Here is a 20,668-nt window from a genome sequence, read left to right on the forward strand (position 1 = left end):
GTCATAACAAATGAAGATACTTTTCATCTTTCGGCAGTACCCGTCCAATCACAGCGGCCTGCGCAGCAAGTCCCTGCTGTGCAAATCCGTGCAGGATATCCTCCGCATACTTCTCCTCCACAGATGCCAGAAGCCCCCCTGAAGTCTGGGGATCAAAGACAAGATCCGCCAGATATTCCGGCAGTTCCGCCAGCATCACATCCTCTTTTGCATAGTTTCTGTTCTGATAAGCCCCCGCGGGTACCAACCCCATACGGGCATACACATCTGCCTCCGGGATCAGAGGAATCTTCCGGGTATCAATTTCCAATGTAACTTCACTTGCTTTTGCCATCTCAAGGCAATGGCCCCCCAGACCGAATCCGGTAATATCTGTACAGCTATGTACCGGATACCGTTCCAGAACCTCCTTCGCCGCTTTGTTGAGTGTGGTCATCACCTTGATCACTGCCTGTTCCGCCTCTCCGGAAGCCATTCCCGCTTTTACAGCAGTGTTGATGATACCGCTTCCCACAGGCTTTGTCAGGATAAGCACATCCCCTGGCATCGCTCCATAATTCTTCCACAGTTTGCCAGGATGTACAAATCCTGTCACACACAGACCATATTTCGGCTCGTCATCCTGAATCGAGTGACCGCCCACAAGCACAGCCTGGGCCTCCTGCACCTTAGAGGCTCCGCCGGCCAGAATTTCTCCCAGAATCTCCGAATCCAGACAATTGGGAAATCCTACGATATTAAGAGCAATCCTGGGCTCACCTCCCATAGCATAAACATCACTCAAGGAATTGGCCGCCGCAATCTGGCCAAAAATAAAGGGATCGTCAGCTACAGGCGTAAAAAAATCTACCGTCTGTATCATAGCAATCTCATCTGTAATCTGATACACTGCCGCATCATCGGAGGTTTCCACCCCCACCAGCAGCTTCTCATCGTAAAACTTAGGCAGCTTGCCCAAAACCTGGGCAAGGGTCTCAGGACCTATCTTGGCCGCTCACCCTGCTGTTTTTGTCATCTGCGTCAGTCTTACATCTTCTTTTCCATTCATGGGGATCCTCCTTTCTCATCTCAATGGTTCTATTCTATCAGATCTTGTCCCTCAATACAATCCATTTACAAGTCTATCTGTACTTCCACAGGACAGTGGTCCGATCCGAAAACCTCGGTATGAATTGCCGCAGAGACCAGCTTCTCCTCCAGCCGCTTTGACACACAGAAATAATCAATCCTCCACCCTGCATTTTTTTCCCTGGCCCGGAACCTGTAGGACCACCAGGAATAAATCCCCTCTGCCTCCGGATAGAAGTAGCGGAATGTATCTGTAAACCCGGCCTCCAGCAGTTCAGTAAATTTATTTCTCTCCTCATCCGTAAATCCCGCATTCCTTCTGTTGGTTTTGGGATTTTTCAAATCTATCTCCCTGTGGGCAACGTTCAAATCTCCGCACATCACTACAGGCTTCTTCTGATCCAGTTCTGCCAGATATGCCCGGAAATCATCCTCCCACTTCATTCGATATTCCAGGCGGGCCAGCTCGCTCTGGGAATTGGGGGTATATACCGTCACCAGATAAAAGTTCTCATATTCCAGAGTAATTACTCTGCCCTCCTGATCATGCTCCCGGATTCCAATTCCATAGCGGACCTCCAGGGGGGTATGCCGGGTAAAGACTGCCGTTCCGGAATATCCTTTCTTAACTGCATAATTCCAGTACTGCTCATATCCTTCCAAAGACAAATCGATCTGTCCTTCCTGAAGCTTTGTCTCCTGAACACAGACAAAGTCAGCATCTATCCCGTTAAAAAACTCTGTGAAACCTTTCTGTACACAGGCTCTGAGCCCGTTCACATTCCAAGAAATAAACTTCATACATGTCCTCCTTGTATTTTAAATCCTGTTCATTAGATCATGCCTTCGGCATGATCGCCATTCGCCGCTCGCCAAAAGTGAGCAAAGCTCCCCATGGCTCGCTAACACTCATTATATCATATTCTTTTTCCTTAAAATAGGGGAATTACAGGAAAAGGGTACGGACAGCAGCGCCGCTCCCGCGCTTCTGCCCGTACCCTTTTTTGTTACTTTTCAAATCCCTTATTGTTTAGCTCCCGAAAATAAGCCGCGGGTGTCTGCCCTTTGTACAGCTTAAAATACTTATAATAATTTTTCAGATTCCCATAGCCCACTTCCTCCGAAGCCTCCTGCAGACTCATCTTCTTACTTTCCACCAATTCTATTGATTTTTCCACTCTCACCATGTGCACGTACGAAATTATTGTCATATTCATATGCTTTTTAAACAGTCTTGTAATGTAGCTCTGGGTACTGAAGGTCAGCTGTGCCAGCTGCGCCAGCTCAATCTTTTCCTTATAGTGAGAATTAATAAATTCTATGATAGCATTAACGCTTTCATTGGGTGTCACTCTCCACCCAATCGCCCGGTAAATCGCCTGTTCCAGCTGTTCGAAGTCAATCGGTTTCGCAATGATGTCGCAGACACCCGCCCTGAGAGCCTTCTGGGCATACTCAAAGGAATCATACGCTGTTACGATGATCACCTTACAGTTTTCTATACTCTGTATTACCTGGAATCCGTCCATATACGGCATATGGATATCCATAAAGACCAGATTGGGCTTGGTTTTCTGAATCAAAGCCAATGCATCCCTGCCATTTTCCGCCGTTCCAATGATCTCCAGGGGAAAATTCTTGGATTCTATATAATACCGGATAATATTTACTGTTGCCGCCTCATCATCGCAGATAACCGATCTAATCACACGCTTCCGTCCCTTCTTATAAGTATACTCTGGGGATTCGTTTTCCCAAATCGCAGGCAAACTCATAATTAAATCTGCCGCTTATATCTCCCATATTTTCTATCGTAATGGTTTCTCCCCCGTCAGTGCCAATCAGAGTAACCTCATCTCCTGTCTTAACATCCGGAATATCTGTGACATCCACCATAAACTGATCCATACACACTCTTCCTATAATGTCTGCCCTCTTTCCATGGATCAATACATATCCCTTGTTCGAGAGAGAACGGGGATATCCGTCCCCATATCCCACAGGTATGGTAGCAACCCGTCTGGGTCTCTCAGCTACATAGGTCCCCCCATAGCTTACCGGGGTACCCGGCTCTATGTCCTTTACATAAACCACATGGCTTTTCAGTGACATCGCCGGTTTCAGCTTGATTTTATCTGTATACACCTGATCTGAGGGAAACAGACCGTACAGGATAATGCCTGCCCGCACCAGATCCATATTAGCCTCCGGCAGATTCATAATCCCTGCACTGTTAGAGCAGTGCTTATAAGGAATCCGGATGCCTGCCGCCTCCAAAAGTCCCACAAAGTGCAGATACCGCTCCATCTGTCTTTTGGCCGGGGTGCTGTCCCACTCATCCGCCCTTGCAAAATGGGTAAACAAGCCTGATATGAGTATTCCGGGCATTTTTGAGATCTCTACACAGTCAGGAATGGAAGATTCATCATCCCGGAAACCGATTCTTCCCATGCCGGTATCCACAGCCAGATGAACCTCCATCTTTTTCCCAAGCTTTACCGCAGTATCTGACATTTTTTTTGCCATATCCGTCTCAAATACCACAGGAATAATGTCCATGCTACACATAATATCATAATGTTCTTCAAAAGTATATCCCAGGATCAATACAGGCTTCTGGATTCCTGCCTCGCGAAGGCTTACTCCCTCCTCCACCGTGGCGCAGGCAAATCCCCAGATATAGGGTAAATGCTCTACTTTACGGGCAATAGGAACCGCTCCATGACCGTACCCGTCCGCCTTAACCACGGCAACCACCTGGGTTTGCTCTGCTACATTGGCATGTATCTGCTCCAGATTCCACACAATGGCATCCAGATCCACATACGCGCATACTCTTCTGTGCTGCTGCTCTTTGTCCTTCATTTGTATCTGCCTCTTTTTCTTAATTATTTTGGTAATCTGACATACAGAACCGTAGAATTCTCCCTGGTGCCTATTTTCATAGTAAATCCGCCCTTATAGATAGACCCCAGCTTATGATAGATCATTCCCAGTCCGTGGGCTGTATTTCCTCTCATACCTACATTAATCCGGTAACAGTCCTGGGAAGTAAGACATTTCCCCCGGTTTTTTACCCATATGTCAACATATTCCTTTCTGGCTTTGATTTCTATCTCCAGATATTTACTTTCCTCCTCATCACAGCCATGGACAAAAGCGTTCTCAACCAAAGGCTGAAGGAAATTAAACGGGACGATAGTATCCTGGGCCTCATCATCTATATCGTAACGGAAATCCAGAGAATCTTTATATCGAAACTTCTGAAGCTGCAGATAGGAGTCCACATACTTTAGTTCATTTCTTAAGGATACCAGGCTTCCCTGCGTCTGAGACGAGTAGTGAAACATTCTGGCCAGATGGATAATGGATTCGTACAGAGGAACTCCTCCTCCCTCCAGCGCCAGAGACGCCATCTGGTTCAGGGTATTGAACAGAAAATGGTGATTAATTTTCAGGTCCGTTACGGTATTCTCTGCCATCTTCAGATTATGCAGTAGCGCTTCCCTGGAATTTTTACTGTCCTCCAGAAGTGCCTCTTTTTCAAACAGTGCATTTTTGAACTGGTTGAATTCACAGAAGGTCCGTATCGCTCTGGAGGCTTTCCGCAGAAGGCTTTTCAGACCCTCCGCGGTACTTTCCGGGGTATCATAAACGCCTTCAATGGGTGCTTCTTCCTCCGATGATATCCTGATGTAACCGCCCAGTATATATCCTACCACTCTTTTATTAAAAAAGATAGGGATTCTGTAGACCAGCAGGCCATAGGGACATTCTATGGTTTGTTCTGTCGTCTCCAGAAAATGTATCCAGTTCTTCATGCACCGGCATTCCCCCGGGTGCTCCTGCGGGCTGCATGTTCTTCTGCAGTACGTGGGAAAATAACTGCCCTGATATAACAGATTCCCACTCTCTGTAAAAATCACGTATGCTGAGTGGAGATTGTCCAAAAACTGCCCTCTGACCGCCTCTATGGCCACTATGAGTTCCTCGCTGCTTAGCCCTTTGTAGGTTTCCTCTTTGTCAATAAAGCTGTCCATCTCTACCTGTACCGGGTTGGAAACCAAAAGGTGAATAATAGGGCCGTCCCCTTCATTTTTCATAGAATGCTCGCACCCGCACTCCATAAAATACATGGCGCCGGGTTCAATTTTCTGTAGGGTTCCGTTTGCCCAGCCAGTCCCGCATCCTTCCAGCACATAGATAAACTGTTCTTCATAGTGAATGTGCGGGTACATCTGTTTTCCCGGATAGCAGACAACTTTTCCGATATTCATAGAGGGCTGGTTCTCAGACCTTTGAATCCACTCAATATACCCCCAGTCTGTTTTCTGAATCTTCATGGCCACACCTCCTTCCAGCCGCCTTCCACAAAAAGCACAAGCGCCACAACAGGGGAATATCACCTTGCTGCGGCGCTCATGTCCTCGCACATTAACCTTTGTAACTGCCTGGGCAATTACCGGTACAACGGAGGTGCTTTATATGGGGATTCAAATCAGTCTTCAAATGCTCCTGCAGGATACAGAGGGAATTTGGAGATAAGAGCCTCCGCCCTTTCCTTGCATGCTGCCAGGTTTGCTTCATCTGTAGGTGCCTCGGCAACCTGATTCATAATGCTGGCAATTTCTACGATCTCAGGCTCTTTTAATCCTCTCTGTGTCACGGATGTAAGGCCAATACGCACACCGCTTGTCACTGACGGTTTCTCAGGATCAAATGGAATCATATTTTTATTTACTGTAATTCCCACAGCATCCAGTGCATCCTGGAACACAGTACCTGTAATTCCTTTTCCTCTTAAGTCAACCACAAGAAGATGGTTGTCTGTGCCGCCGCTGACAATACGGAAGCCATAGCCAGACAGTTCTTCTGCCAGTTTCTGGGCATTTACAACTACCTGCTGCATAATATCATGGAATTCCTGAGAAGCTGCATATTTGAAGGACCATGTCTTGGCAGCCATTGTGTGGAACATCAGGGAGCCTAAGCTTCCGGGGAATGTACCTTTATCCAGGATTTTCGCATATTTCTCTTTACAGAATACCATACCGCTTCTTGCGCTGCAGAAGGTTTTCGTTGTAGAAGAAGTTACAAAGTCTGCATAAGGAATAGGACTCGGGATCACCTTTGCAGCTACCAGACCTGCGATATGAGCCATATCTACCATAAAGTATGCGCCTACTTCTTCAGCTATTTTTGCAATTCTTTCATAATCGATGAGACGTGGATAGGAGCTGGCACCGGCGATAATCATTTTGGGTTTTTCCTCTTTTGCCAGTTTGTCAAGCGCGTCATAATCGATTCTCTCTGTCTCTTTATCTACCCCATAAAATACATGGTTGTAAATCTTGCTAACCCAGTTTGCCGGTGAACCGTGAGTCAAATGTCCGCCCTGATCAAGACGCATAGCCAGAATCTTATCCCCAGGATTTAATACGGATGCAAATACGCTGTAGTTTGCCGTTGAGCCGGAATAGGACTGAATATTCACATGCTCTGCACCGAACAGCTCTTTTGCTCTCTCCCAAGCCAGTTTTTCTACTTTATCAGCAATCTCAGAACCAGCCTGGAATCTTCTTCCCGGATATCCCTCCAGGGTCTTGTTGGTAAATACACTTCCGCTCAGTTCCATAACTTCTAAGGGCGCGGTGCTTTCAGAAGCGATCATCTCAATGTTGTGCTCCTGACGGTTTAATTCCTCGTCCACCAATGCTGCAATTTCAGGGTCAGATTGTCTCGTATACTTTAACATAAAATATCCTCCATTTTCTTTGTTTATTTACCTGATTCTGCTTCTCTCTTTTTCAGTAAGCCTGCATATTTATCCCAGGCACCTGATTCATCTTTAATTCCAAATTTTGCAGGATCGAAGAGTGGATCAAGTCCTGCTTTCTTTTGTGTCTCGTAATCTTTTAGAATCGCTTTTACCTTCGACGAAAGTATTAAAACGCCTATAATGTTAACCCAAGCCATCAAACCAACGCCTAAATCTGCCATGCTCCAGATTGTCTGTCCGTCTACGATAACGCCGGAGAACACTGCTACAAGGAAGATGCCGCGCATCAGATAAGTACCTGCCGGTTTTCCTTTAAACAGAAAACGCATATTACTTTCTGCCTGATAATAGTAACCCATAAGACTGGTGAATACAAACAAAGCGATCATAATTGCCAAAAGCTTTCCGCCCCAGCCGCCTAAAGACTGGTTAACCGCATCTTGGGCCCAAAGAGCACCTTTTTCACTCATTGTATTGTTTACAATAAAGTTGCCTGCTTTGTCCACGATATTGTAGTTGCCTGTAACCATGATGATCATGGTAGATGCTGTACATACAACGATCGTATCAATATATACGGATAATGCCTGAATCAAGCCCTGTTTTGCGGGATGAGAACACTCAGCTGCCGCGGACACAATTGCTCCTGAGCCCTGACCAGCTTCATTAGAATACACACCACGCTTTACACCGTTGGAAACAGCGGCGCCAATGATACCTGCAAACGCCTGCTCTGCACCAAATGCTGATTTAACAATTGTTGCAAGAACAGAGGGAAGTACTGTGATATTCATACCAATAATAACGATAGCCATGATAAGATAAATCACACACATAACAGGTGCCAATAACTCAGCCACCCGTCCTATACGTTTGATTCCTCCCCATACTACAAGAGCAATACAAATCGTACTGATAATGCCAATTACCATCTGAGGTGTGCCAAAAGCACTCTGGAACGTAGAGGCAATCTGATAAATCTGGAGACCAGGCATTAAAGTACCAGGCCCGAGTACAGCTGCAATGGCGAATAAAACTGCCATAACTTTTGCAATGGATTTTGATTTCAGTCCCTTTGTAATAAATAACTGGGCACCACCTATGTACTCATTACCGGTCTTATCTTTATAAGCCTGTGCCAATGTACACTCTGCAAAAGAAGAACTGGCACCAATGAGAGCGATTAACCACATCCAGAAGATGGCACCAGGGCCGCCAAAATAAAGGGCCGTTGCAACGCCTGCGATATTCCCCATTCCTACACGGGAACCAACGGTTGTTGCAAATGACTGGAATGCGGAGATACCACCTTCGCCCTTCTCAGCTTCAGACTTTGAACGTATGAGCCTGAACATGTCTTTTATCAAACGGAACTGGCATCCCTTCAGCATAATCGTAAAGAAGATGCCTGCACCCAAACATAAAAGCACCAGAGGCAAACTCCAAACCAAATCGTTAATCTTAGTAACTATTTTTACAAAAGTATCCATATACTACCTCCTTCATCATGGTTTAACCAACTAATTCTTTCGCCTCCTTATGGGGAAGACCAAAGCTGTCAGCCACGTTCTTGCAGGTAATCTCACCCTCATAGGTATTAATTGCGGAATACAATACATCATTTTTTCTGCAGGCGTCTTCCAGTCCGCTTCCTGCAATCTGGAGACCATATTTCAGTGTGGCATTTGTCAGTGCAATGGTAGATGTTCTTGGAACTGCTCCAGGCATATTGCCAACGCAGTAATGAACCACACCATCCACTACAAAGGTAGGATCGTCGTGATATGTAACCTTTGTTGTCTCACAGCATCCGCCCTGATCCACAGCCACATCCACTACTACACTGCCGGGACGCATATTTTTGAGATAAGCTTTCTTCATCAGCTTAGGCGCTGCTTTTCCTGGAATCAATACAGAACCAATTACCAGATCTGCCTGTGCAACTGCATTCTCAATGTTAGCGTCAGTGCTCATCAATGTCTGAATTCTTGCGCCGAAGATATCATCTAAATATGCCAGTCTGGAAAGGCTGATGTCAATAATCGTAACATTAGCTCCCATTCCTACTGCAACTTTACATGCATTGGTTCCCACAGTACCAGCACCCAAGATTACAACATTTGCCTTAGGTGTTCCAGGAACGCCGGCAAGCAGCACACCCGATCCCCCAAAGGGTTTTTCCAGATATTTCGCGCCTTCCTGAATACTCAGTCTTCCTGCGATCTGGCTCATAGGTGCCAGCAGCGGAATGCTTCTGTCCCGCTCAATCAATGTCTCGTAAGCAACACCTTTTACTCCCGCCTCAAGCATAGCATCCATCAGCTCTCTGTCAGCAGCCAGATGCAGATAGGTATAAAGGATTAAATCTTTGTGGAAGTACTGATACTCTTCTTTCAGGGGTTCTTTGACCTTGATCATCATCTCTACGGTATCCCAAACCTCTTTTGCTGTGTCAAGAATCACTGCTCCTGCCGCAACATACTCGTCTGTCATGAAACCAGAGCCTACGCCGGCATCCTTTTCGATATACACCTCATGACCGGCATTTACATAGCTCTTTACATTGTCCGGAGTCATACCGACGCGGAACTCATTGTTCTTGATTTCTCTCACACATCCTACTTTCATTGCAATTAGAACCTCCTTAGCTTTTAAGATATCCTTTATTAAGTTTTTATAAAGCTTTAATATGTTTATATTATCTCAAGAATCATACGCAAAATAAATCCCTGATATCGACATTTTCTTTACCGATTTTGCACTCTTGTAATATTCACACTTCTTATGCCCAATATTCTTCACATAAATGCTGGATTTACAGAATCTTCGAATATAATAAAGATATTATCGTTTAATTTTTAACAATTTTTACCCCTTATAGAGCTAAAAAGAGACGTTCACATATAACGGTACTTTCCGCATTCTGAGAACGCCTCCACGAATATAACGCAGTGTACAGGAGGAACTTAATTATTTACTTTTGGCTGCTTTTACTTGTCAATATCAGCTTAGCATCTTGCAACTCCCACATAGCTAGAGGTACACCTTGTACAGGTTCTAACTTGGGTAGCTGCCGGTGAAGGAATATTAGCCGCTGCATTTTGCCCGGCGGCATTTGATATCTTTCCTGCATCTTTCTTATCACGTTTAATATCCAGATCAAATTCATCATATTTACTCATATGCTTTCCTCCTATTGTCCCCCCGTACACTGCAGGAGATATGCATATTTTTACATTAATTTAGTAATAGTCTGTCCCATGCATAAATATCATATTTTACTAAACTTAGTAGAGCTATAATAATTCCCAGACTCCCTTCCAAAAAACTATTGTCATCTACCAATGACTTTTGTACTTTGTTTTTTTTCATATCCCAGCGAACATCTCTGAATCCATATCCCAATCCAGGATTATATAATTCAATCATTTTTTGCAGAACCCTGATGATTTGCAAATATATCAGCTCACTTTTCTTATCGCGATAAATCTTTACTAAAATAAGAAGCATGCCTGCATATCCATGACAAATGATTGGGGATTCCAGTTCATATTCATCGATAGAGCATCCGGCAATACGTTCACTGTTTAGAAAGGCAAATTCCTGTAATGATTTATCATTTATATATTTAGAAATTGTATAGAGAGCTCCCGTAATTCCGATAGATCCATAGCACCAGCTCTGCCGTTTATTAGACCCATCTGTTCTTTTAGCAGTGTAGCTGTTAAAATCTAACTGCCCCGGCCAAAATGTAACGCCATCCTCATTCCTGCAGCTGAATTCTCTGTATGTTTCAAGTGCTTGTTTCACAACTTTCAAGGATTCATGTTTCGGCATTGTTATATCGGATGCTTTGGCCAGCGCAAAGACGGGACCGATTAGCCCATGTGATACACTAAAATTATACAGTCCTCTGGGAAATCTCTTCCGCAGCTCTTCATCATAAATATTATCATTTTTTATGAACCAATTCTCTATGGCAGCATTGCCAAACGGATGAAAACCGGTGATAATAGTTTCTAAACAATTGCCTACTTTTATAATAGTGATATTTCGCTTTTTATCTTCCGGACATTTCGCCAAGTAAATCATGCTGCCTGCCAAGCCGCTGATCACATCGTAATAAGATTCCTTTATGGTATGTATCTTAGTCAAAACAAAGTCACAGAAGCCGTCAATAACCTCATAAGCTATATCATTGTAGGTATTTGTAAATTTCTTAAATGTCTCAGTAGCTAAACTCATGACATTTAAATTATATCCGAAATCAGAGGTTCCCCCACCAAACAGTCCGACAGTTTGGGGAATCCCCTTTTGCTCAAAGCTGTTTTTTATTCTGTTTACTAAAAGAAATATATTGTCAATCCATCTTTCTTTTTCGCTAAACAGCTCCATCCCTTCGCTCATAACAAGAATATAGTCAGATAATATACCTTCATTAACATTACCTTCTCTTATATCCTTATCCAGCTTGCAAAAGTATGCTTCCAATATCTCTATTACCTGTTCAAACATAAAAGGATCTATTGGTATATTGCCGTTTGCTCTCTCTTTATTTATCCATTTATTATACAAGATACAGCCACCTCTCCCATACAGTTTCCCGGGCAAACAAAGATATTAATGATAAAAGCTCACCGATTCTGCTATACAAGAAATTATGAAAAGCTTCATTTCCTTTAACATCAGACTGGCCTGCTATACTATTAATAACAATGTCACTTAGTAAAATTTTTTTCTCATACAGTAAACGATTATCGTTTTCTCTGTTCATAACATTAAGAATGGATAAAATCCCACCATATCCATGACATAATATCGCTGAATCAAGTTTATAGGTACTACTATCGAGATCCGCTATTCCTATTATATTTTTATAGGCAAACTCCATTAGAGCTCCATCCGATATATTCTTCCCTACTAGATAGAGAGCTCTGCTTATCCCTATATTTCCATAGCACCAGCTCACTCTATTATTTCTTTTATCAGTGTCCCATTCCAATCTCTGGAAATCTGCGAAATCAAGCTGTGAAGGCCAATGATATACACCCTGTATATCCTTCTTGAATCTCATATATAAATCTATCAGCTGGCATATAGCTTCCTTCAGTCCCTCCACCACTATTTTTTTACTATAAGCTTCTGCCATAACCATCAACGGGCCCATCATGCCATGGGATAATCCAAAATCTATGCTTCCATGGGGATACTCTTCTATGTCTTGTATCCGATATTGGTTTTCTGTTTTTATATGCCATCCCTGCATTGAAGTTTTTTCTGCGCAGCATATTGTTACAAAATAATCAAGGATTTCTTTCAGGAGAAAATCTTCCTGTTCACTTACCTTCCTATCCCATAAATAATACATAGCGATGCCTGTCAAACCATTAATCAAATCATAATGTATCACCTTCAGCTGTTCAATCTCATCTTTACAATAAGCAGTATAGCTTATAGCCTCCTGGCAGACAATTGACTCTAACGTATGCAGGAATTTTTCGTATACACCTGTCTTTTTGTAAAATATTTTAGTTGCAAACAGTATTTCTGTCAGCCCTCCGAAGGCTCCCAGTCCTGAAAAAACTCCTGTATTCTCCTGAATCTCCTTTTTTAATATGTTCATAATACTATAAGAAAATTCCATGCATTTTTCTTGATTATCAAGATATGGATATATTTCTCCCAGAAACACCAAAGCACCTGTACAGCTTTCAGGTTCTAACTCATTCTCTGCAATTTCATTTTCCAATTTATTTAAAGCCTCTATAACAAGCATCTTTACTCTATTTTCTATATCTATAATCTATCCCCCTCCTATCTGCTTTCTTCCTGTAATTTAAAGAGTTTATAATATATTCCCTCATGTTTCATCAGTTCAGTATGCGTTCCAAATTCCGACACATTACCATTATCTAAAACTACTATTTGATCCGTAAGATAACGGACATGGTTGATTTTATGCGTGACGTAAATCCCTATCTTATGGCTAAAAACCTTCTTATACATTTGTATTAATTGTCGTTCTGCCTCTGCATCAATAGATGCGTCAGGTTCATCCATGATGCACAATTTACTCTTTTTAAAGATTCCTCTTCCAATTGCCACTCTCTGCCATTCTCCAATAGAAAGCTGTTTCTTTCCAAACCAATTCCCTAAGAGCACATCTATCCCATCCTCTAGCCATATATTTTCTTTTAATTTTACATATTTTAATATATTCTCAATTTCCATAGTATTATCTATATGTTCCAGATCCCCATATCCTATATTATCTTTTAAGGATGCCTCATACTTCATATAATCCTGAAACACGCAGCTGACAGACTCGTAATAGGATTCTTTATTAATTGCTTTCAAATTAATATCATTAACTAAGATATCACCTTCATAATCATCATATAATCCTAAGATTATCTTGATAAGGGTAGACTTACCCGATCCGTTTTTTCCCACAATCCCTAAAACTTCATTTTTTTTGATTGTAAAGCTGATATCCCTTAACGCATACTCTGATGAACCTTTATATTTATAAGATACATGAATCATCTGAATGGTGTCTATCCCAGAAATATTAACGGAAGAGTCCACTAAAGGAACTGCCGTTTTTAACTCCAAAAAATCAAAAAGCCAGCCAATCAATAAAGCTTCATTTGCTATAGAGCTAAAGTATTCAAAAATGCTTTCCAGATTATTTTTTATTGAGAATATGCATCTCGTGTATGTAACTACATCCCCGATTAAAATAATTTGTTTAATCCCGCAAAAAACTAGGTATAAAAATGCGCCTCCTGCTGCTATTTGATCGCATAGAAGCAGCCCCGTCTGGACTAAAATCGATTTTTTTGCCAGGTTTACATCCTGCTGGATAATCTTGTCCATTAATGCAGTATATTTTTTTATAAAATATTCTTTCAGTCCAAATATTCTTATTTCTTTGAATGCAACGCCTGTCATTATCAGATAATCTATGTACCAGATATTTCTTTCATCCTTTGTTCTTCTGGATCTCATATCATATTGCATTTTTGCTATCTTTAGCGTAAATAAATACTTCAAAAATGGGAAGATAAGTATTATGAGTATAACAATCCATCCTGTCCTGAAATTAGCCAGGATAATAAGGGACGAGCATATTGTAATAACTAATTGCAGAATAGACATAAACTGTCCAAAAAAGCTCAATACAGTTTGTCCATTTTGTTGTTGAGCCCTGTTTATAACGTCATATGTTTCCGTATTCTCATAATCCCTTAAGGATAATTCAACACCCTTTTTCAATCTTAACAATTCTATGTGCTTATTAAAATGAGAAAGAAACTTTGTATAATAATAGTTATAAATTGCTGAGAGCAGGGAGGAAATCATATCTATTAATGTATATACTATTATCAGATAAATAAAAGGTAAAAGTACTCTGTCACCGGACTGCAGCTTATTCAAGATTTTCTGCATAACTACTAAAGATAAAGCTGGAAATATGCCCTGTAAAATTGAGAAGCACAAAGTCACGCACATATATAATCTGCTATACCTTAAAATAAGATAAAAACATTTTTTTAAGTTAACAATAATATCTTTTATTTTAGTCTCATCATTCATTCTATTTTCCCTGCTGAAACATAATACTTTTGTTTTTCATTCCAGGCATGTAACGTGTGCCGTGCAATTGAGAATACCCTTGTCTCCCAATTTCTGTCACCGCAAAGTCTGTTGCAAAACATATGGCATAAAGATAAAAAAATGTCCCCGCTATAGTTTGTAAGATGGTTGCTTTCAGATATCTGATTCATCCTTATAAAGTAATTATCCAGACTCTCTTCCACCTTGCGCATTGATTGCCGAAGCAGAAGGGGGAGCCTCTCTTTGTTTTCCAGAATCCCCATATATTCTGCTCTGTTTTTTTGGAACTCATTCCGGAATAACTCTGGATTAGTTAGGTTATTTAAATATAGCTCTGCGCTCTCCATATTTTTTATGATATGTTTGGCAATATTAAATATTGCGGAAACTGCAATGTACTCCAGGGATATTTCGATGCTCTCATCTTCTGATTGCAAAATATTTAATACTAATAAGCTGTCTTGATAAAAATAATCTTCTGCTTCATTTATCAGCGCTGATCCTCCGTAGCGTTCGGATTCCCTTTCATAGATATCAATGGTATAGTAAATGCTGAATCCTTTCATACAGTCTCTGTCAAACCATTGATTAAATATATGTATGATATCAAATTGCTTTGAAACTTGTATTCGGAATCTGATATGAAAATCCGGATCAGAGTATCTGATAAAAAAGAACTTTTCTATTATTTGATTCTCTAACAAATATTCTGCAAAAGCACTTAAACGAGTCCTCAAAAAATCATTGCACTGACTCTCTTCAAGATAAATTTTAAAATAATACCAGCCCTCCTGACCGGGGTAGAGAATCTTATTCTTATCAGGTAAATTAATTGCGCCATTAAAACCCTCTATTGTATTTTCTGCGCTCATCATGTTCTGTTTGATACATTCAACAGTTATCTCGGAAAAAAATATCTTTTGACTGGTATCCGTTAACCAGGTATTGCTGTCTGCTTCTCTCTCTGCGGATTCCAGAATAACCCAATTTGCCGATCGCAGACTTTTTTTAATTTCAGAGTATAGACATTGCATGCCTGTATCATGGAACAGATCAAGAATCAGATATTTATCATCTATACCCACGTATATCCATCTTGGAAGTCCCCATCTGTGCATGAATGAAGAAAACATAATAGTAAAATCCCGATAATTTTCTATTGTTCTCATATCTTCTCTATATAATTTCCAACACTCTCTCTGTATAATAACATTGCCATATCTTATCTGGGGAATATACCTGCTTTCGTTTGCCTGCAGATAATAAATATTTTCTAATGGCTCTATATGATATGCATAGGTAACTTCCCTCAGAAACCTAATGTAACAATCATCATCCAAGCGTGTTATCATACTGTCGGAAACAACAGCTATAATTTTATTATAGGCTTTAGATTTTATATAGAATCTATCATGCTCTGCATTAATTCCAATAACCAAATCCTGCATAGATAATTCTGTCTGATAATTCTCTGGGGCAAGATTATAATTTAATTGATATTTATAATTTTTTTTACCACCACTTACATTGTTGACTCTTCCCTCTCTTGGCAAATGTATGGACTCTGCATACAGATATTTAGCATTGTCTATTTCTCTTTTATAAAATGCAGCAATCTCTTCTTTATATGCAGCACTTAAAGCATTATAAAAACGATTGGTCAGCATTCCTATTCGGTTCGCGCCAATACAATGACCCAAAATGATTTTATAATTATTCTTGTCTATTTGTTCCGTCTTCTCTGCCAAAATAGCAACATTTAATTCAAAGGAACTGGCATATGATATTTTACTTCCTTTATGGGACATTTGAATTTGATTAAGGTTTTTGATATCCTCATCATCTATTACGCACTCCCTTATTTGATTTTTAATGCAAAATAAGATCTTATCTTTGAAGTATTTCTCTATTAATTCTCTTTTTTTACTTCCTTTATACTCGTTTCCTGTCTTAAGCATAGGGATTTCGTAAGGATTTCCTAATCCAGCTACCGGATTGAATAGCTCTAAGAGCGGCACTTCAATATTAGCTCCATATTTATCAAGAAACCTTTCTTTGTAGCTGGTTAAGTACGCTGGCTCATTATCTGGGGACGACACTGCAGTCAAAAAATTTGCAAATCTTTCTAATTCTTTTTTTATATTTTGATTCAGACTGATTTTCTTTATACTGTGTTGGCAAATCACATTTATATAATTCGAAGTTTTATGTATTTCCTCCATTTTTTCACATAAGTTTTGATATAGATCTATCCCTTTTCCGTAAGGTTTACAACTGTATGCAAGTCTTAGCTCATTGACTTTTAATAATTTTTCATAATATTTACAGTTTTGAATATTTAATCTATAATCCTTCATCTGGTCCAGCAAATTCTGCAGCGGATCACGCTCTGACAGCCCTCCCCGAATATCGGTGATTAAAAACCCATTTTCTATAAGACTAAGTAAAAAACTCTCTAGTTTATCTTTAGGAACCTTCAAATTATAATCTGCAAAAGTTTCAAAAAGCTTTTGAAACGGAATCCAATCACTTGTATTGTCCTTAATAAATTTAACCTGTCTCGTAAATCTTATCTTTGAATTTTTATAATACTCTTCCTTGCGCTCTAGCTGTCCATAATTATGATTATAAGGATTAACAATTCTGTCGCCCTGTATAAAGCATTCGGAGTTAAACTTGACTTTTGTATTGTATACTACATCAATATCCTTTTCTAAAGTCTGGATGACCCCATAAAACCAAGCCATATCTACGCAGCAATATTTGTCTGTATCTTCCTCACTTCCTGTTTCGCAGCTCGTCATTTCCCCAAAATTGCCGCACCGGACACCTGCAAACATTCCATATGGCGTTGGACGTGAAAGATATCTTATATAATATTTAATAATAGCTTCCCTCTGTGTAGTATTTAATTTCCTTTTTTTTATTTTCATCCATAATTCCAGGTTAGCAATCGCCAGAGCCTCACAGAAGATAGGATCTTCCTTCACAAGACTTAGGATACTGTTTGTGCTGTCACCTAACATTTCAATTTTTGAAAATTGATTAAACCCCTGCAAAGGCGCCCTTAGCAGAAAGTTATTGCCGATTATATATTCCATATACATTACCGTGCCATACAAGTATCCATATAGCGTATCCTTCCCCTAATCCCTCAAAATATAACCTTCTTAAACCAACATAAATTTTCACTATAATCTGACTTTTATAAAATAAATACTCAATTTATTAAACTTTTTTAATTATAGTCTTATTATCACAGATATTTAAATATATGTATATCCCCAATACTGTCATTTTCTTTACCAATCTTGCGTTCTATTGGGACATTTTTACAACAAAAAGGCCCTGTTCTTTCGAACAGGACCCTTTTTGAGGAGTTTTATAAAAAGTATGATGATACTTATTAGTGGAAGGAATGCCTCACATTGCTGCAAGGCAGTATGAAAAAGAAAATTAATTGCAGTAACGTTTTGTTACTATGCATTTATCATACCTTCCAATTATGACCTCCCCATGTAAAAGTTGTGAACGTTTCGTGAAGACATTTTATACTTTTTGTGGCTATCAGCCCAAAAGTCCTCCGATGCTCAGGAACAGCGGTGCGAACACCAGGGAAATAACTGTCATTAATTTAATCAGGATGTTGATAGACGGACCTGAAGTATCCTTAAAGGGATCTCCTACAGTGTCGCCTACAACCGCCGCTTTGTGGGCCTCACTGCCTTTGCCGCCGTGATTGCCGCCCTCAATATACTTCTTAGCATTGTCCCAGGCTCCGCCCGCATTGCTCATAAAGATTGCCATCAGCACACCTGTCACCAGTGACCCTGCCAGAAGGCCTCCCAGGGCTTCTGTACCCAGAATAATTCCCACTGCAAGAGGAGCCAGTACTGCCATTACGCCGGGAATCAGCATCTCCCTGAGTGCAGCTGTGGTGGAGATAGACACACAAGACTTATAATCCGGTTTTCCTGTCCCCTCCATAATGCCGGGAATCTCCCGGAACTGTCTTCTGACTTCCTCAATCATCTTATAAGCTGCCTTGGAAACAGATTCCATGGTCAAAGCTGAGAATAAGAACGGAAGCATACCGCCGATTAACAGTCCGATAATTACATTGGAGTTCAGAATATCAATTACCTGAAGCTGCACAGCCTGAGAATAGGAGGCGAACAAAGCCAGAGCCGTTAACGCCGCGGAGCCGATGGCAAATCCTTTTCCCATGGCGGCTGTAGTATTTCCCACTGAGTCCAGCTTGTCGGTGATCTCTCTGACCTTGTGATCCAGACCGGACATTTCAGCAATTCCCCCGGCATTATCTGCGATAGGTCCATAGGCATCCACCGCAACCGTAATACCTGTGGTGGAAAGCATTCCCACTGCCGCAAGAGCAATTCCGTACAGCCCGCATACTTTATAGGACACAAAGATGCCGATACAGATTAGAAGGATAGGGACACAGGTAGAAAGCATACCTACTGCCAGTCCACTGATAATCGTGGTTGCCGGCCCTGTCTCTGACTGCTGGGCAATCTTCTTCACCGACTTGTACTCATCAGAGGTATAAACCTCTGTCACAATACCAATTACAATTCCAACCAGCAGACCCGCGATAATGGCCGCAGCTGCCTTAAAATCATTAAAAAACACCTTGCTCATAACCAGAGAACAGATAAGTACCAGACCGCCGGATACGTAACTTCCCATTTTCAGAGCCTGATGGGGCTTGCTGTTCTCTCCGCCCCTGACAAAGAAGCTTCCGATGATGGATGCAATAATACCGATTGCGGCAAGTACCAGAGGGAACACAGCACCTTTCGCCTGATATACAACAATCCCGAGAGTAACCGCTGATACCAGGGAGCCTACATAAGATTCAAACAAATCAGCGCCCATGCCTGCCACATCGCCTACATTATCGCCTACATTGTCTGCGATAACCGCAGGATTTCTGGGATCATCCTCAGGGATCCCTGCTTCCACCTTACCAACCAGGTCTGCGCCTACGTCGGCAGCCTTTGTATAGATACCTCCGCCCACACGGGCGAATAATGCAATGGATGACGCGCCCAGGCTGAAGCCTGAGAGTACATCCACATTTCCCGTAATCACGTAAATCAGACTGCATCCTAACAGTCCCAGACCAACTACGCACATTCCCATAACTGCTCCGCCGTGGAAAGCCACTGTCAGAGCCTTGTTCATGCCGCCTGTCCTGGCAGCATTGGCCGTACGCACATTTGCCTTTGTAGCCACATTCATGCCGAAGTAGCCGGCCAGAACTGAAAAACCCGCGCCTACCAGAAAGCAGACCGCTGTCACCCAGTTCCCGATTCCAAATCCAATTACAACAAATAATACCGCGACAAAGATAACCAGTATCCGGTATTCGGAGAAGAGAAATGCGCTGGCACCTTCACTTATTGCCTTTGCAATTTCTTTCATTTTGTCGTTGCCGTCCTCCTGTCGGCTTACGTTGCTGGCCAGATAGAAAGCAAACACTAGAGCCAGTATACCAGCAACCACTGCTACATACACCACTTGTTCCATACCTTTAACACTCCTTTTTGTTTTTCAGGAAGTGCCCCTTTCCCCCCGGAGCACTTCCCGTGTATAGTTTTGTCTTTCTCATTTTACTATACATTATTCACAAAAAGCAACACTTCATTTCAATTCTCTGAGTAAATTTGTCTATTTCTCCTGAATACTAACAGATTCAATGGCGACACTGCCCCCCCGAACCACTTCTATACTCTGGAAATTTGCCGAAATCAGGCGGATAATGTCATCATTTTTAGTTTCCGTCTGCAGGCATTCCAGCAATACAGCGTTTTTGCCGTAATCTGCAATATTGAGTCCAAAAACCTCTGCGATCCGGAAAATCTCTGTTTTCGCTCTCTCATCACAATCCTTTACTTTGATATACAGCACTTCTTTTCTGTGGATAGGAATGTTTGTAAAGTCTATGACCTTGATAACCTCAACGCAGCGGTTCAGCTGTTTTTTTATCTGTTCAAAGGTTGCATCATCGCTGTCCACACTGATGGTCATCCTGGAAACGGTCTTGTCTGCAGTCTCTCCCACCGTGAGACTTGTCAAATTATAGGATTTTCCGGAGAACAGTCCACATATTTTAGCCAATACACCTACCTGATTTTCAACATATAATGAAATCCATCTTTTTTTCATCTCTCTCAC

15 protein-coding genes are annotated in these 20,668 nt (G+C 41.4%); all 15 read right to left on the reverse strand.

Annotated features, from left to right (window positions below):
- Nucleotide 1: 1 nt before the first annotated feature.
- On the reverse strand, nucleotides 2–1,048 hold the full coding sequence (gene selD, locus ACGHCT_RS17070) for a selenide, water dikinase SelD (protein WP_084067575.1): 1,047 nt from the start codon (nucleotides 1,046–1,048) through the stop codon (nucleotides 2–4).
- 65 nt (nucleotides 1,049–1,113) lie between these two features.
- Complete coding sequence (locus ACGHCT_RS17075) at nucleotides 1,114–1,869, reverse strand: exodeoxyribonuclease III (protein WP_390437006.1); 756 nt, start codon at nucleotides 1,867–1,869, stop codon at nucleotides 1,114–1,116.
- A 206-nt stretch (nucleotides 1,870–2,075) separates the two neighbouring features.
- Nucleotides 2,076–2,777: a response regulator gene (locus ACGHCT_RS17080; RefSeq protein WP_390437007.1), complete on the reverse strand. Its 702-nt coding sequence runs from the start codon at nucleotides 2,775–2,777 to the stop codon at nucleotides 2,076–2,078.
- A 16-nt stretch (nucleotides 2,778–2,793) separates the two neighbouring features.
- The gene (alr, locus tag ACGHCT_RS17085) at nucleotides 2,794–3,933 is read right to left on the reverse strand and encodes an alanine racemase (protein WP_390437008.1); all 1,140 of its coding nucleotides are present in this window, start codon (nucleotides 3,931–3,933) and stop codon (nucleotides 2,794–2,796) included.
- A 23-nt stretch (nucleotides 3,934–3,956) separates the two neighbouring features.
- A complete protein-coding gene (locus ACGHCT_RS17090; RefSeq protein ID WP_390437009.1) occupies nucleotides 3,957–5,411 on the reverse strand; it encodes a histidine kinase in 1,455 nt (484 codons plus the stop codon).
- 155 nt (nucleotides 5,412–5,566) lie between these two features.
- The gene (gene glyA / locus ACGHCT_RS17095) at nucleotides 5,567–6,823 is read right to left on the reverse strand and encodes a serine hydroxymethyltransferase (RefSeq protein ID WP_072848716.1); all 1,257 of its coding nucleotides are present in this window, start codon (nucleotides 6,821–6,823) and stop codon (nucleotides 5,567–5,569) included.
- A gap of 23 nt (nucleotides 6,824–6,846) precedes the next feature.
- Nucleotides 6,847–8,337 (reverse strand): alanine/glycine:cation symporter family protein, encoded by a 1,491-nt coding sequence (locus tag ACGHCT_RS17100; protein ID WP_390437010.1) that lies wholly within the window; start codon nucleotides 8,335–8,337, stop codon nucleotides 6,847–6,849.
- A gap of 22 nt (nucleotides 8,338–8,359) precedes the next feature.
- Nucleotides 8,360–9,475: an alanine dehydrogenase gene (gene ald, locus ACGHCT_RS17105; RefSeq protein ID WP_072848718.1), complete on the reverse strand. Its 1,116-nt coding sequence runs from the start codon at nucleotides 9,473–9,475 to the stop codon at nucleotides 8,360–8,362.
- Nucleotides 9,476–9,855: 380 nt separating this feature from the next.
- The gene (locus ACGHCT_RS17110; protein ID WP_390437011.1) at nucleotides 9,856–10,029 is read right to left on the reverse strand and encodes a hypothetical protein; all 174 of its coding nucleotides are present in this window, start codon (nucleotides 10,027–10,029) and stop codon (nucleotides 9,856–9,858) included.
- A 55-nt stretch (nucleotides 10,030–10,084) separates the two neighbouring features.
- Complete coding sequence (locus ACGHCT_RS17115) at nucleotides 10,085–11,422, reverse strand: lanthionine synthetase LanC family protein (RefSeq protein WP_390437012.1); 1,338 nt, start codon at nucleotides 11,420–11,422, stop codon at nucleotides 10,085–10,087.
- A complete protein-coding gene (locus ACGHCT_RS17120; protein WP_390437013.1) occupies nucleotides 11,415–12,623 on the reverse strand; it encodes a lanthionine synthetase C family protein in 1,209 nt (402 codons plus the stop codon). The genes ACGHCT_RS17115 and ACGHCT_RS17120 overlap by 8 nt, the downstream gene beginning before the upstream one ends.
- Nucleotides 12,624–12,661: 38 nt before the next feature.
- Entirely contained in the window at nucleotides 12,662–14,446 is a 1,785-nt protein-coding gene (locus tag ACGHCT_RS17125) for an ABC transporter ATP-binding protein (protein ID WP_390437014.1), read from the reverse strand.
- Nucleotides 14,443–17,568: a lantibiotic dehydratase gene (locus ACGHCT_RS17130; protein ID WP_390437015.1), complete on the reverse strand. Its 3,126-nt coding sequence runs from the start codon at nucleotides 17,566–17,568 to the stop codon at nucleotides 14,443–14,445. The genes ACGHCT_RS17125 and ACGHCT_RS17130 overlap by 4 nt, the downstream gene beginning before the upstream one ends.
- A 466-nt stretch (nucleotides 17,569–18,034) precedes the next feature.
- Nucleotides 18,035–20,020 carry a sodium-translocating pyrophosphatase gene (locus ACGHCT_RS17135; RefSeq protein WP_072848719.1) on the reverse strand — a complete coding sequence of 662 codons (1,986 nt, stop codon included), beginning with the start codon at nucleotides 20,018–20,020 and terminating at the stop codon, nucleotides 18,035–18,037.
- A gap of 141 nt (nucleotides 20,021–20,161) precedes the next feature.
- Nucleotides 20,162–20,659 carry an acetolactate synthase small subunit gene (ilvN, locus tag ACGHCT_RS17140; protein WP_072848720.1) on the reverse strand — a complete coding sequence of 166 codons (498 nt, stop codon included), beginning with the start codon at nucleotides 20,657–20,659 and terminating at the stop codon, nucleotides 20,162–20,164.
- Between the last annotated feature and the right edge of the window lie 9 nt (nucleotides 20,660–20,668).

Source organism: Lactonifactor longoviformis, from assembly GCF_042848515.1.
In the GTDB taxonomy this organism is placed as follows: Bacteria; Bacillota; Clostridia; order Lachnospirales; family Lachnospiraceae; genus Lactonifactor; species Lactonifactor longoviformis.